The sequence below is a fragment of the Pseudomonas sp. AC255 genome, assembly GCF_979258175.1.
Genome location: NZ_OZ409841.1, coordinates 796,585 through 811,279, shown reverse-complemented (window position 1 = coordinate 811,279; position 14,695 = coordinate 796,585). Strand labels below are relative to the sequence as shown.

The 14,695-nt window shown below is 61.1% G+C and carries 9 protein-coding genes and 2 pseudogenes; 10 read left to right on the top strand and 1 reads right to left on the bottom strand.

Annotated features, from left to right (window positions below; translation table 11 throughout):
- Positions 1-48: 48 nt before the first annotated feature.
- From ACZZ0K_RS03795 to ACZZ0K_RS03760, 8 genes and pseudogenes are all read left to right on the top strand, one after another.
- Positions 49-576: an RNA polymerase sigma factor gene (locus ACZZ0K_RS03795; protein WP_076563927.1), complete on the top strand. Its 528-nt coding sequence runs from the start codon at positions 49-51 to the stop codon at positions 574-576.
- A gap of 100 nt (positions 577-676) precedes the next feature.
- The gene (locus ACZZ0K_RS03790; protein ID WP_252884730.1) at positions 677-1,642 is read left to right on the top strand and encodes a FecR family protein; all 966 of its coding nucleotides are present in this window, start codon (positions 677-679) and stop codon (positions 1,640-1,642) included.
- 122 nt (positions 1,643-1,764) lie between these two features.
- The gene (locus ACZZ0K_RS03785; RefSeq protein WP_463558981.1) at positions 1,765-4,350 is read left to right on the top strand and encodes a TonB-dependent receptor; all 2,586 of its coding nucleotides are present in this window, start codon (positions 1,765-1,767) and stop codon (positions 4,348-4,350) included.
- Positions 4,351-4,458: 108 nt separating this feature from the next.
- Positions 4,459-5,055, top strand: coding sequence for a biliverdin-producing heme oxygenase (locus ACZZ0K_RS03780; RefSeq protein WP_252884732.1), 597 nt, complete (start codon positions 4,459-4,461; stop codon positions 5,053-5,055).
- Positions 5,056-5,217: 162 nt separating this feature from the next.
- Positions 5,218-5,628 carry a YbaN family protein gene (locus ACZZ0K_RS03775; protein ID WP_236168327.1) on the top strand — a complete coding sequence of 137 codons (411 nt, stop codon included), beginning with the start codon at positions 5,218-5,220 and terminating at the stop codon, positions 5,626-5,628.
- Positions 5,629-5,733: 105 nt separating this feature from the next.
- Positions 5,734-7,077, top strand: a pseudogene (locus tag ACZZ0K_RS03770) (methyl-accepting chemotaxis protein); the annotation flags it as partial.
- A gap of 102 nt (positions 7,078-7,179) precedes the next feature.
- On the top strand, positions 7,180-7,935 hold the full coding sequence (locus tag ACZZ0K_RS03765) for a methyl-accepting chemotaxis protein (protein ID WP_435406109.1): 756 nt from the start codon (positions 7,180-7,182) through the stop codon (positions 7,933-7,935).
- A gap of 200 nt (positions 7,936-8,135) precedes the next feature.
- Positions 8,136-9,485, top strand: coding sequence for a CoA transferase (locus tag ACZZ0K_RS03760; RefSeq protein WP_236168325.1), 1,350 nt, complete (start codon positions 8,136-8,138; stop codon positions 9,483-9,485).
- Positions 9,486-10,071: 586 nt separating this feature from the next.
- On the opposite strand, the pseudogene arcD (ACZZ0K_RS03755) reads toward ACZZ0K_RS03760, so the two are convergent.
- A pseudogene (arcD, locus tag ACZZ0K_RS03755) lies at positions 10,072-11,498 on the bottom strand (arginine-ornithine antiporter).
- A 437-nt stretch (positions 11,499-11,935) separates the two neighbouring features.
- Here arcD (ACZZ0K_RS03755) and arcD (ACZZ0K_RS03750) point away from each other — a divergent pair.
- Together arcD (ACZZ0K_RS03750) and arcA are read left to right on the top strand one after the other, a co-directional pair.
- Positions 11,936-13,363, top strand: a complete 1,428-nt coding sequence (gene arcD, locus ACZZ0K_RS03750; RefSeq protein WP_016773517.1) for an arginine-ornithine antiporter — start codon at positions 11,936-11,938, stop codon at positions 13,361-13,363.
- Positions 13,364-13,398: 35 nt separating this feature from the next.
- The gene (arcA, locus tag ACZZ0K_RS03745) at positions 13,399-14,655 is read left to right on the top strand and encodes an arginine deiminase (protein WP_016773516.1); all 1,257 of its coding nucleotides are present in this window, start codon (positions 13,399-13,401) and stop codon (positions 14,653-14,655) included.
- Positions 14,656-14,695: the final 40 nt, after the last annotated feature.

Sequence of the window (14,695 nt, the reverse complement as noted above, 5' to 3'; positions counted from 1 at the left end):
GCTGGATGATAAGCATTATCATTCGCTCGAAATGGATCAGGTCCTCCCGTGAGTCAATCGCGCTTCAACCACGTCTTCCTCGCCCAGCGCACTTCCCTGCTGCGCACGCTGGAACGGATGGTCAACAATCACAGCACCGCTGAAGACCTGTTGCAGGAGACCTACCTGCGCGTGACCCGGGCGTTGAGCGAACGGGCCATCGATCACCTTGAACCCTTTGTCTTCCAGACCGCGCGCAATCTGGCGCTGGATCATTTGCGTGCGCGCAAGATTCATGCGCGGACCATGGTCGACGACGTGCCGCAAGATGTCGTACAGAGCATCGCCGCGCCGGCCAGCAGCGCCGAAGACGCCGCCCATGCCGAGCAATTGCTGGAGCGTTTGAACGTGAGCCTCAGCCAACTCAGCCCGCGCCAGCAGCAGATCTTCATCCTCAGCCGCCTGCACGGGCACAGCTATCAGGAAATCGCTGATGAACTTGATGTTTCGCTGAGCACCGTGCAGAAAGAACTGAAACTGATCATGTCGATCTGCATCGGTGTTGCCGAACGACATAACGGCAGCGGCAAGCTTTGAGCTGCAAGCTACAAGTAAAAACAAAAGCGGTAACGCATCCGGCTTGCAGCTTGCAGCTTGAAGCTGGAAACTGCTTCGCCAGAAGCCCTGAGGAACCACCGTGACGGACACCCACCGCTCGCCTTCGCCCGATTCGGCGCGGGACGCTGCAGCTGCAATGGACCAGGCGCTGGACTGGCTCATCGTGCTCGGCAGCCCGGATGAGGAACAGACCCGGCAATTTCATGCCTGGCTGGCGGCTGATCCGTTGAATGCCGAGGCGTTCGCCAAGGCCCAGGCCATCTGGGACGGCCCGCAAGTCGCACTGTGCGCCGAGGCTCTGGCGACAAAGCCGGTAAAAATCACCTTCCTCAAACGCTTGCGCCCGCACTGGAAACCGCTGGCCACCGCTGCGGTGCTGATCCTTGGGCTGTTCAGTTTCAGTAATTTGCCGATGCGCATTCAAGCGGATCACCTCACCGTGGTTGGCGAGCGTCAGCGGCTGCAACTGGAGGACGGTTCGAAGGTCCTGCTCAATACCAATTCGGCGTTTTCCAGCACCATCAACGATCAACAGCGCGTGGCCCGACTGTTTCAGGGCGAGGCGTTTTTCGAGATTGCCAGCGGGCGCAATCAGCCGCTGGAGATCGACGCAGGCCCAGTGCAGGCAAGCGTGCACGACACCGCATTCGCCGTGCGCTACCTCGACGGGGTCGCGCAAGTGAATGTGCAGCGTGGCGATGTCGATCTGCGCGCCACCCACAACGATGCCAGGGTGCGCCTGCGCGCCGGGGAGAGCATTCGCATCGGCCCCAACGGTTTTGATCGCCCGGCCAAGCTCGACGCCAATGCCGATCTGGCCTGGGTTGAAGGCCGCCTGGTGTTCGAGAACTGCCCGCTGAATCAGGTGCTGGCCGAGCTGCGCCGCTACTACCCGGGCTGGATCATCAACAACAACGAGCAACTGGCCGACGTCGCCGTCACCGGCAATTACCGTCTCGACCAGCCGCTCGACGTGGTCCGCTCCCTCGCCCACATCACCTCGGCGCGCCTGCAGGAATTCCCGGCGCTGGTGATCCTTAACTGAATGAGAATTATTTTTACTCGATAGCCAGCGACAGTACGTCTCGTTATAGCCAATGCAATTGATTCGCATCTAACCATGCCGATCAGCACCTATAAAGATTCGTGCGACACGGAGCGCTATCGATGTCCTCACGCCTTACCCGCCAGACTGCTTCCCCTTCCCGCGTACTGTCGCTGCTGACTGCGGCCATCCTGATGGCTGGCACCGCACCGCTGCTGGCGGCCACCGAGCAACCGACGCGCAACATGGGCGATTACGCGTTCGCCATCGGCCAGCAACCACTGGTTTCGGCACTGAATGCCTTCACCGCCGTGACCGGTTGGCAGGTCGGCTTGCCGGCAGAGTTGGGGCAGAACGTTTCGTCGCCGGGCGTGCGCGGTTCGCTGCCGCCGGAGAAAGCCCTCGAGCGCCTGTTGGTGGGGACCAACCTGAGCTTTCGCAAGCTGAGCAACAACAATGTCGTGCTGGAAAAACGCAACAGCAGCGGCACGCTCAATCTCGATCAGGTGACCATCAGCGCCACTCGCCAGGAACAGTCGGTCAACAGCGTGCCTTCGACGGTCAGCGTGCATGATCGCCAAGCGCTTGACCGCAACAACGTCAACACCATCAAGGATCTGGTGCGCTACGAACCGGGCGTTTCCGTTGGCGGTGCCGGCCAGCGCGGCGGCATCAGCGGCTACAACATTCGCGGTATCGACGGCGACCGCATCCTGACTCAAGTCGATGGCGTGGAAATCCCCAACGGCTTCTTCAACGGCCCCTACGCCAAAAGCCAGCGCAACTACGTCGACCCGGAAATCGTCAAACGCGTGGAAATCCTCCGTGGCCCGGCCTCGGTGCTGTACGGCAGCAACGCCATCGGCGGCGCGGTCAGCTACTACACGCTGGACGCCGACGACATCATCAAACCGGGCAAGGACGTCGGCGCGCGTCTGAAAAGCGGTTACAGCTCCGCCGACGACAGCTGGCTGAAATCCGCCACCGTCGCTGGCCGCAGTGGTGAGTTCGACGGCTTGCTGCATTACAGCCAGCGCGACGGTCACGAAAGCGAATCGTTCGGCGGCAACAATGGCACCGGCCTTGCGCGCACCGCCGCCAACCCGGAAGACGTGCGCGCAACCAACGTTCTGGCCAAGCTCGGCTGGAATTACAACGACGATTCGCGTCTGGGCCTGACCTACGAAAAGTACAAGGACGATCGCGACACCGACCAGAAAAGTGCCTACGGCGGCCCGTACTTTAATGGCGCGCCGACCATTCCGAGCAGCGTACTGCCCGGCGGCATGTACCAGTGGCGCACCGGTAACGACACCATCACCCGCGAGCGTTTCGGCATCGAACACGCGTTCGCCCTCGACAGCCTGCTGGCCGATAACGCCACGTGGAGCCTCAATCACCAGATCGCCAAGACCGACCAGAGCACCGAAGAGTTGTACTACCCGATCACCCGTAAAGTGCAGCGTACCCGCGACACGCTCTACGAAGAAAAACAGTGGGTGTTCGACGCGCAACTGGACAAGGCTTTCGCCATCGGTGACACCGATCACCTGCTGACCTACGGCACCACGATCAAACAGCAGAAAGTCACCGGCTCGCGCAGCGGCGACGGCACGTGTGTGGCCGTCGGTCGCGGCTGCACGGCGATTGGCGCGACGAGTCCGGCAGATGTGCTGGCCAAGGCCACTGATTTCCCCGATCCGACCATCAACACCTACAGCCTGTTTGCTCAGGATCAGATCAGCTGGAACGACTGGACCTTCCTGCCGGGCCTGCGCTACGACTACACCCAGCTCAAGCCGCACATCACTGAAGAGTTCCTCAACACCGTGAACGCCGACGGCCAGGGCACGGTCAGCGACAAGAACAAGACCTGGCACAAGGTGTCGCCGAAATTCGGCCTGACCTATGCACTGACGGACAACTACACCTGGTACGGCCAGTACGCCGAAGGCTTCCGCACGCCCACGGCAAAATCGCTGTACGGGCGTTTCGAGAACAACACCACCGGCTACACCGTAGCGCCCAACTCCGACCTCGAGCCGGAAAAGAGCAAAGGCTTCGAAACCGGCCTGCGCGGGAATTTCGAGCAGGGTTCGTTCGACGTCGCGGTGTTCTATAACAAGTACCGCGACTTCATCAATGAGGACGCGGTCAAGCCGGGCGACGATCAGTTGACCTTCCAGAGCAATAACATCAAGCGCGCCACCATCAAGGGTGCGGAAGTCAAAGGTCGCTTGAATCTGGACGCGCTCGGCGCGCCGCAAGGCCTGTATACCCAAGGCTCGATCGCCTACGCCTACGGTCGCAACAACGACAGCGGCGAGCCGATCAACAGCGTCAATCCGCTCACCGGCGTGTTCGGTCTCGGTTACGACCAGGACAACTATGGCGGTTTGCTGAGCTGGACCGTGGTGAAGAAAAAGGACCGCGTCGACGACAGCAACTTCAAGTCGCCGGACGGCGTCAGCAGTCAGTTCAAGAGCCCGGGCTTCGGCATTCTCGATCTGGCCGGCTATTACAAGGTGACCGACGACGTCACCGTCAGCGGCGGCGTCTACAACCTGACCGACAAGAAATACTGGCTATGGGATGACGTGCGCGGTTACGACAGCGTTGGCGAAGCCTCGGTGACGCAACCGGCCAACCTTGATCGCCTGACCCAACCGGGGCGCAACTTCGCGATCAACCTGATCTGGGACATCTGATCCGCCCGGCCCTCACTGCGCGTGTTCTCGCCGCGCAGTGAGGTTTTTACTGTCCGGCGCCCGCCCGTACGTCTTGTTATCAAGCGCCTCATTTATCAAGGACACCCCATGACTACCCCGGAAAAAGCCCTGCGTTCGCAACGCCTGAACCAGATCACCCATGAGCCGCACAGCAAACTCGATGCCCTGGTCAAAGCCCACGCGCCGTTCGAAACCCGCGCCAGCTTCGCCCGTTTCGTCGTTGCGCAATACCTGTTCCAGGCGGAACTGGTGGAGCTCTACAACGATGCCGAACTGACTGCAATCGTCCCCGACCTGCCGGCCCGTTGCCGCGCCGAAGCGGCCAAGGCTGATCTTGCCGACCTCGACACCGAGGTTCCGGCCCCGGTGGCTGGCGCGCTGAAAAACCCGAGCAAGGCACGGGCGCTGGGCTGGATCTTCGTGTCGGAGGGTTCCAAGCTCGGCGCGGCGTTTTTGATCAAGCGTGCGGTGGCACTGGAACTGAGCGAAAGCTTCGGTGCCCGGCATTTGGCTGAACCGCAAGGTGGCCGCGCCGAGGGCTGGAAAAGCTTCGTACGCACCCTCGATGCGTTGCCGTTCACGGCAGAGGAAGAGGCGGAAGTTGAGCAAGGTGCGCTGGATGCATTCAACCGCTTCACCGTGCTGTTGGAACGGGCTTATGCCATAGAAGCCGAAGTGGCCTGAAGCAACTCTTATCACTTGTGGGAGCGAGCCTGCTCGCGAAGACGGCAGCACATTCAACATCAATGTGCCTGATCAACCGCTTTCGCGAGCAGGCTCGCTCCCACAGAGCTCACCACAAATCTGTAAGATCTCCGTTCCGCTTCAGAAGCCGCCGCTGAGCCCATGCCCGCACCCGCCCCATCAAAACTCGCCCGTCTGCTGTTCGGCCTGCTGGCCTATGTCAGCCTCGGCATTGGCCTTGTCGCCATCGTCGTGCCCGGTCTGCCGACCACCGAGTTCATCCTTTTAGCCGCGTGGGCCGCGACCCGCAGTTCGCCGCGCCTGAGTGCGTGGCTGGAAAATCATCGCCTGTTCGGGCCGATCCTCAGTAACTGGCGCAACGGCAGGATCATCGCGCGCAAGGCCAAGCTCAGTGCCACCGTCAGCATGCTGCTGTGCGCCACTTTGATGCTGGTGATGCTCGATCACGGCTGGCCAATCTATCTGGCGATTGCCGGCATGGGCCTGGGCAACCTGTGGATCTGGTCGCGCCCGGAGACGCCCATCGAAGTAGTGAAACATCCCTGTAATTAAAGCCTTTTCAGCACTTTCCCCTGCGCAAACGTTTAGCGGCGACCGTCCGTCGGCGAGCGCCTCATGCCGTTTCGCGCGACGCCGATGAGGATTGAATGGCGCTGAATGGATTTGGCAAACCGGGCTTCAGGCCCAGCCACCTGTTTATTCCATTCGCGAGATCGCCCCATGTTCGACTCTCTTTCCATTCGCCTGAAAATCGTCCTGCTCTCCGGCCTGTGCCTGCTCGGAGTGGTGGTGCTGATTGTCAGCATGAACATCTACCAGACCAACCAGAACGACGCGCTGGTCAGTCAATCCAGCAACCAGTTGCTCACCGCCAGCGTGCAGAACCTGCTGCAGGCCAAGGCCGCCGAGCAAGCGGTGCGGGTGCAGAAAACCTTTGGTGAAAGCCTGCTGGTGGTCACCGCCCTCGCCGATCAGATCAAGGATCTGCGGACGATGGCGGCCAAGCGTTCACTCGAAGCCGGCGCCGTTCGGGAAGAGTTGAACCAGAGTCTGAAAACCGCTTTCGAGCGCAACGATAAAGTCCTCGGCATCTGGTTGGCCTTCGAACCCAACGGCCTCGACGGCAAGGACAGCGAATTCGCCAACGATGCCGCGCGGCAGTCCAACGAAGCCGGGCGCTTCGCCTCGTACTGGAGCCGTGCCGCCGGCGCCGCGCTGAATACGATCATGGTCGAGGACGACTTGACCAAGACCACCCTCAGCGTCAGCGGCACGCCGTACAACAGTTGGTACACCTGCCCTCGCGACAACAAACGCACCTGCCTGCTTGACCCGTATGCCGACACGGTCGGTGGCAAGGAAATGCTCATGACGACCATTTCCGTGCCGCTGCTGGTGGATGGCAAAGCGATCGGCGTGGTTGGTGTCGACATTGCGCTCGACGCCCTGCAAGCCGCCGCCGTCGACTCGCAGCGCAGCCTGTTCAACAACGCCGGGCACATGCTGATCGTCTCCGGCAGCGGCGTGCTGGCGGCCGACAGTGCTGACGCGACGCGGGTCGGCAAAAAAATCAGCGACACCCTCGGCGCTGACGGCAAGGATGTATTGCAACTGGTCGGCAGCGGCACGGCAAAAATTCTCCAACAGGGCGAGCTGATTCGCGCGGTTTACCCGGTCGACCCGATCGGCAATTCGCGTGCCTGGGGCGTGGTCATCGACCTGCCCGAGCACGTGCTGCTGGCCGACTCGGTGAAACTTCAAGCGGTGCTGGATGACGCGCAACAAACCGGCGTGATCACTGCGCTGCTGGTAGCGGGCGTGGCCGGTCTGGTCGGCCTCCTGCTGATCTGGCTCACCGCCTCCGGCGTCACCCGTCCGATCAACAGCGTTGCTGAGATGCTGAAGAACATCGCCAGCGGCGAAGGCGATCTGACCCAGCGCCTGAACTACAGCAAGAAAGATGAACTGGGCGAACTGGTGAACTGGTTCAACCGCTTCCTCGACAAGCTGCAACCGACCATCGCGCAGATCAAACAGAGCATCACCGAAGCGCGCGGCACGGCCGATCAGTCGTCGGAAATTGCCCGCCAGACCAGCGAAGGCATGCTGGTGCAGTTCCGCGAAATCGATCAGGTCGCCACCGCGTCCAACGAAATGAGCGCCACCGCCCACGACGTCGCCAACAGTGCCTCGAACGCGGCCAACGCCGCCAAGGGTGCCGATCAGTCGGCGAAGGACGGTATGGCGATCATCGAGCGCAGCACCCGCGACATCAATCAACTCGCCGATGAAGTCAGCAAAGCGGTGACCGAAGTCGAAGCGCTGGCGGTCAACAGCGAGCAGATCGGCTCGGTGCTGGAAGTAATCCGCAGCATCGCCGAACAAACCAACCTGCTGGCCCTCAACGCCGCCATCGAAGCCGCCCGCGCCGGCGAAAGCGGTCGCGGTTTTGCCGTGGTCGCCGACGAGGTGCGCAACCTCGCCAAACGCACGCAGGATTCGGTGGAAGAAATCCGCATCGTCATCGAGCGCATCCAGACCGGCACCCGTGGCGTGGTCGCGACCATGCATTCGAGCCAGACCCAAGCGCACAACAACGCCGGGCAGATTCGTCAGGCCGTTGATGCGCTAGGCAAGATCAGCGACGCGGTGACGGTGATCAGCGACATGAACCTGCAGATCGCCAGTGCCGCCGAAGAACAGAGCGCCGTGGCCGAAGAGGTCAACCGCAACGTCTCGGCGATTCGCACCGTGACCGAAACCCTGACCGAGCAGGCCACCGAGTCGGCAGCGATCAGCAGCCAGCTCAACAGCCTGGCGAGCCAGCAGATGAAATTGATGGATCAGTTCCGCGTCTAGCCGCCAGAGCGGGAACAACAAAAATCCCTGTGGGAGCTGGCTTGCCAGCGATGGCGGCAGGTCAGTTGACCATTCTGTGGCTGACACACCGCTATCGCTGGCAAGCCAGCTCCCACAGGGGTAAGTGTTCACCCTGCGGTTTCATCTAAACCGCGACACTTTTTGCACTATCATCGCCCTCTCGTTCCGGAGGGCCTTCGATGACTGATCTGCTCACGTCCATCCAAACCGCACTCGACCTGCCTCGCACGCCCATCCCCTTCAACGGTGACGGCGCGTTGCCCTCGGCGTTCGCCGTGACCGAGCTGGCCTGCGCCAGCATCGCCGCTGCCGGCCAAGCGCTCAGCGAATTGCTCCACCCGCAAATCGGGCACTTGTCAGCAGTTGCAGTCGACCGGCGCCTTGCCTCCTTCTGGTTCTCCACCTCGCTTCGCCCGATCGGCTGGCAGGTGCCGCCGTTATGGGACGCGATCGCCGGCGACTATGCGACCCGGGACGGCTGGATCCGTCTGCACACCAACGCTCCGCATCACCGCGCCGCCGCTGAACGCGTGCTCGGTGCCTGCGCCGACCGCGCCGCAATGGCGGCGAAAGTCGCACAGTGGGCGAGCGCGGATCTTGAGCAGGCGGTGGTCGACGCCAAGGGCTGCGCCGCCGAGATGCGCAGTTGGGCGCAGTGGCAGCAGCATCCGCAGGGGCTGGCGGTGAATGCCGAAGCGCTGGTGCAATTCATCGAGCAGACGGACGAGAACCGCAGCCCATGGCAAGGCTCGCTCGCACGACCTCTGGCCGGGATCAAGGTGCTCGACCTGACCCGCGTGCTCGCCGGTCCCAGCGCCAGCCGCTTTCTCGCCGGGCTCGGCGCAAACGTGCTGCGCATCGATCCACCGAGCTGGAACGAACCCGGCGTCGTTCCGGAAATGACTGTCGGCAAGCGCTGTGCGCGGCTGGATCTGCAAGTGCCAGCGGATCGCGCAGTGTTCGAAGGTTTATTGCAAGACGCCGACATCTTGCTCCACGGCTATCGCGCCGATGCGCTGGAACATCTGGGGTTTGGTATTGAACGCCGAAGGCAACTGGCACCGGGGCTGATCGACGTCTGCCTCAATGCCTACGGCTGGAGCGGCCCCTGGCAGAACCGCCGGGGCTTCGACAGCCTGGTGCAGATGAGCAGCGGCATCGCCGAGGCCGGACAGCGCTGGAAGCACAGCGATAAACCGACGCCACTGCCGGTGCAGGCACTGGATCATGCGACCGGGTATCTGCTGGCGGCGAGTGCAATAAGGCTGCTGACTGAACGACTGGCCAGCGGTCGCGGGGGTTCGGCGCGGTTGTCGCTGGCACGGACGGCGAAGCTGTTGCTTGAGCATGGGCCGGGGATGCTTGACCCGCTGCGGGCTGAAGACGCACTGGATCAGGATCCGGCGATTGAACACACCGCGTGGGGGCCGGCGCGGAGGTTGCGCGTGCCGCTGCAGATCAGCGGGACGGCGATGCGGTGGAATTGGCCGGCGACGGAGTTGGGCTCGCATCCTCCGTGTTGGCCATGAGAAGCCCCTCACCCTAGCCCTCTCCCAGAGGGAGAGGGGACTGATTGGGGGATATTGGAGAGTTACGCCGACGTGCAAGATTTTCGTCGAATCCATAATCGACTCGATCGCTCAGGTCGATGTATAGCGCCAGACACCTCGGTCGGTCCCCTCTCCCAGAGGGAGAGGGGACTGATTGGGGGATATTGGACAGTTACGCCGACGTGAAAGATTTTCGTCGAATCCATAATCGACTCGATCGCTCAGGTCGATGTATAGCGCCAGACACCTCGGTCGGTCCCCTCTCCCAGAGGGAGAGGGGACTGATTGGGGGATATTGGAGAGTTACGCCGACGTGAAAGATTTTCGTCGAATCCATAATCAACTCGATCGCTCAGGTCGACGTATAGCGCCAGACACCTCGGTCGGTCCCCTCTCCCAGAGGGAGAGGGGACTGATTGGGGGTATTGGAGAGTTACGCCGACGTGAAAGATTTTCGTCGAATCCATAATCGACTCGATCGCTCAGGTCGATGTATAGCGCCAGACACCTCGGTCGGTCCCCTCTCCCTCTGGGAGAGGGCTAGGGTGAGGGGCTGCTTTTCAGATCACAACGACAACACTCCGCTATACAACCCATACGCCGCCAGCCCCGCCCCGATCACCACGCAGGCAAAAATCCCTTTCTCCACCGTGGTAAAAACCGGCTGCCCCTGTTCACGCTTGGCCTTGGCAAACAGAATCACCCCCGGCGCATACAGCAGCGCCGACAGCAGCAGATATTTCACTCCCCCGGCATACAACAGCCATACCGCGTAAACCAGGGCGATGCCGCCGATCAGCAGATCCTTGGTACGTTCCGCCGAGGCGTGTTCGTAGGTTTCGCCGCGCCCGCTGAGCAGCACCGCATAGGCCGCCGACCACAAATACGGCACCAGAATCATCGACGACGCCAGGTAAATCAGACTGGTGTAAGTACCCGCCGAGAACAGTGTGATCAGCAGGAAAATCTGGATCATCACATTGGTCAGCCACAGCGCGTTGACCGGCACGTGGTTCTTGTTTTCCTTCTTCAGGAACGCCGGCATGGTTTTGTCTTTGGCCGTGGCGAAGAGGATTTCCGCGCACAGCAAGGCCCATGACAACAACGCGCCCAACAGCGAAATCGCCAGCCCGACGCTGATCAGCAACGCACCCCACGGCCCGACGATGTGCTCGAGCACCGCTGCCAGCGAAGGGTTCTGCAGATTGGCCAGTTCCGGCTGGCTCATGATCCCCAGCGACAGCACGTTGACCAGCACCAGCAGCGCCAGCACGCCGATAAAACCGATGACCGTGGCGCGGCCGACGTCGCTGCGTTTTTCTGCGCGAGCCGAATAGACGCTGGCGCCTTCGATGCCGATGAACACGAACACGGTGACCAGCATCATGTTGCGCACCTGGTCCATCACCCCGCCGAAGTTCGGGTTGCTGCGGCCCCAGATGTCACGGGTGAAAATGTCAGCCTTGAATGCCACGGCAGCGATGACGATGAACATGATCAGCGGCACGACCTTGGCCACGGTGGTCAGTTGGTTGATCAGCGCCGCCTCCTTGATCCCGCGCATCACCAGAAAGTGCACCGCCCACAACAGCAGCGAGGCGCAGCCGATGGCGATCGGCGTGTTGCCCTGGCCGAATACCGGAAAGAAATAACCGAGGGTGCTGAACAGCAATACAAAATAGCCGACGTTGCCCAGCCAGGCGCTGATCCAGTAACCCCACGCCGACGAAAAGCCCATGTAATCGCCGAACCCGGCCTTGGCGTAGGCGTAGACGCCCGAGTCCAGCTCCGGCTTGCGATTGGCCAGGGTCTGAAAGACGAAGGCCAGCGTCAGCATGCCGATTGCGGTGATGCCCCAGCCGATCAGGATCGCCCCGGCATCGGCGCGCGCCGCCATGTTTTGCGGCAACGAGAAAATCCCCCGCCGATCATCGACCCCACCACCAGCGCGATCAACGCACCAAGGCGCAGCTTTTGCGTCGGTTGCGACATGCAGATCTCCTTGAAAGAGCCGTTGTTGTTTATTTGTAACAACTGCCGACTAAAAGCCTAAGGGTAGATGACGTTTATCAGGTAATGGCCAATTTCGCACCGTTATATATAGCCGACCACGATAACGCTTAGCACGTTAAGTCAGTTTTGTGCGCCAATCTTGATTATTCAATTCTGTACTGAAAACAGATGACGGACATTTGCCAAACGCGGAAAAGCAACTAGCGTCATAGTTCGAAAGCATTAATTGCTATTCCCAATTGCGTAAGCGAAACGGCTCTGGGACGGGCCTTCCAGAGCACAGTGTTATGCCCGCAACGGGTAGATAAGTCATTCATTAACAATGGAATGTGGCCATGCACTGATCCAAGTCAGCTATTCGAACAGACAACGGTACTAGGCTGTGAGCTCTCCTTTCCTGCAATGGAGTCATGCAAATGTCTGAAGCGCCCGGAAAACTAAGACTCGGTGCACTGGTTGCACTGGTAGTCGGTTCAATGATTGGCGGCGGGATATTTTCGTTGCCACAAAACATGGCCGCCAGCGCCGACGTCGGTGCAGTGCTGATCGGCTGGGCCATCACCGCCGTCGGCATGCTCACCCTCGCATTTGTTTTTCAAACCCTCGCCAATCGCAAGCCTGACCTGGACGGCGGGGTCTACGCCTACGCCAAGGCCGGATTCGGCGACTACATGGGTTTCTCATCGGCCTGGGGCTACTGGATCAGCGCCTGGCTGGGCAACGTCGGTTACTTCGTTCTGCTGTTCAGCACCCTCGGCTATTTCTTTCCGATCTTCGGCGAAGGCAATACCCCGGCGGCGGTGATCGGCGCGTCCTTGCTGCTGTGGGGCGTGCATTTTCTGGTGTTGCGCGGGATCAAGGAAGCGGCGTTCATCAACCTGGTGACCACCGTCGCCAAGGTCGTGCCGCTGCTGCTGTTCGTGTTGATCGCAGTCTTCGCGTTCAGACTGGACATCTTCACCGCCGACATCTGGGGCGTGAAAAACCCTGACCTGGGCAGTGTGATGAACCAGGTGCGCAACATGATGCTGGTCACCGTCTGGGTGTTCATCGGCATCGAAGGCGCGAGCATCTTCTCCGCCCGCGCCGAGAAACGCTCGGATGTCGGCAAGGCCACCGTGATCGGCTTCATCACCGTGCTGCTGTTTCTGGTGCTGGTGAACGTGCTGTCGCTGGGCATCATGACCCAGCCGGAACTGGCGAAACTGCAGAACCCGTCGATGGCCGCCGTGCTTGAGCATGTGGTCGGTCACTGGGGGGCGGTGCTGATCAGCGTCGGCCTGATCATCTCGTTGCTCGGCGCCCTGCTGTCGTGGGTGCTGCTGTGTGCGGAGATCATGTTCGCCGCCGCCAAAGACCACACCATGCCGGAGTTTCTGCGCAAGGAAAACGCCAACCATGTGCCGGTCAACGCCCTGTGGCTGACCAACGCGATGGTGCAGGTGTTCCTGATCATCACCCTGTTCTCGGCCAGCACTTACCTGTCGCTGATCTACCTCGCCACCTCGATGATTCTGGTGCCGTACCTGTGGTCAGCGGCCTATGCCCTGCTGCTGGCGGTGCGCGGCGAGAGCTACGAAGGCTTCGCCGCCGAGCGGCGCAAGGATCTGATCATCGGCGGTATCGCCCTGATCTACGCGGTGTGGTTGTTGTATGCCGGCGGGGTCAAGTACCTGCTGCTGTCGGCCCTGCTCTACGCGCCCGGCGCGATCCTGTTCGCCAAGGCCAAGCTGGAACTCAAACAACCGGTTTTCACCAACGTCGAGAAGCTGATTTTCGCCGCAGTGGTCGTGGGCGCCGTGGTGGCGGCCTACGGTCTCTACGATGGCTTCCTGACGCTGTAACCCCTGATTGAATTGTCATCTGGAGGAACACAGAAATGACCACGGAAAAAGTGAAGTACGGCGTCCACTCCGAAGCCGGGAAACTGCGTAAAGTCATGGTTTGCTCCCCAGGTCTGGCCCATCAGCGGCTGACCCCGAACAACTGCGATGAACTGCTGTTCGATGACGTGTTGTGGGTGGCGCAGGCCAAGCGCGATCACTTCGACTTCGTCACCAAGATGCGCGAGCGCGGCATCGACGTGGTGGAAATGCACAACCTGCTGACCGACATCGTCGCCATCCCCGAAGCGCTGGACTGGATTCTTGAGCGCAAAGTCACTGCCGACTCGGTGGGCCTGGGCCTGATCAGCGAAGTGAAATCCTGGCTGAAAAGCCTCGAGCCACGCCACATCGCCGAATTCCTGATTGGCGGCGTGTCGGCCGATGATCTGCCGGACAGCTTCGGTGGCAAGACCATCCAGATGTTCCGCGACTTCCTCGGCCACTCCAGCTTCATCCTGCCGCCGCTGCCCAATACCCAGTTCACCCGTGACACTACCTGCTGGATCTACGGTGGCGTGACGCTGAACCCGATGTACTGGCCGGCGCGCCGTCAGGAAACCCTGCTGACCACCGCCATCTATAAATTCCATCCGCAATTCACCAACGCCGAATTCGAGATCTGGTACGGCGACCCGGACAAGGACCACGGCAACTCCACCCTTGAGGGCGGCGACGTCATGCCGATCGGCAACGGCGTGGTGCTGATCGGCATGGGCGAGCGCTCATCGCGGCAGGCCATCGGCCAACTGGCGCTGAACCTGTTCAACAACAAAGCGGTGGAAAAAGTCATCGTCGCCGGCCTGCCGAAGTCCCGCGCAGCAATGCACCTGGACACCGTGTTCAGCTTCTGCGACCGCGACCTGGTGACGATCTTCCCGGAAGTGGTCAACCAGATCGTCGCCTTCACCCTGCGTCCTGACGAAAGCAAACAGGGTGGCATCGACATCCGCCGCGAAGAAGGCAGCTTCCTCGACACCGTCGCTGCGGCGCTTAACCTGCCGAAACTGCGCGTGGTGGAAACTGGCGGCAACAGCTTCGCCGCCGAACGCGAGCAATGGGACGACGGCAACAACGTGGTGGCAATGGAACCCGGCGTGGTCATCGGCTACGACCGCAACACCTACACCAACACTCTGCTGCGCAAGGCTGGCGTGGAGGTCATCACCATCAGCGCCGGCGAACTCGGCCGAGGCCGTGGCGGCGGCCACTGCATGACCTGCCCGATCATCCGCGACCCGATCGATTACTAATCTTTGAGCCTTCGCCGCGACTTATCGAGCGCGGCCAAGG

Excerpts from the sequence above, each read along its gene's own strand:
- ACZZ0K_RS03785 (WP_463558981.1), top strand. The coding sequence starts at position 1,765 with ATGTCCTCACGCCTTACCCGCCAGACTGCTTCCCCTTCCCGCGTACTG.
- arcA (WP_016773516.1), top strand. The coding sequence starts at position 13,399 with ATGACCACGGAAAAAGTGAAGTACGGCGTCCACTCCGAAGCCGGGAAA.
- ACZZ0K_RS03765 (WP_435406109.1), top strand. The coding sequence starts at position 7,180 with ATGCTGGTGCAGTTCCGCGAAATCGATCAGGTCGCCACCGCGTCCAAC.
- arcD (WP_016773517.1), top strand. The coding sequence starts at position 11,936 with ATGTCTGAAGCGCCCGGAAAACTAAGACTCGGTGCACTGGTTGCACTG.
- ACZZ0K_RS03760 (WP_236168325.1), top strand. The coding sequence starts at position 8,136 with ATGACTGATCTGCTCACGTCCATCCAAACCGCACTCGACCTGCCTCGC.
- ACZZ0K_RS03780 (WP_252884732.1), top strand. The coding sequence starts at position 4,459 with ATGACTACCCCGGAAAAAGCCCTGCGTTCGCAACGCCTGAACCAGATC.
- ACZZ0K_RS03775 (WP_236168327.1), top strand. The coding sequence starts at position 5,218 with ATGCCCGCACCCGCCCCATCAAAACTCGCCCGTCTGCTGTTCGGCCTG.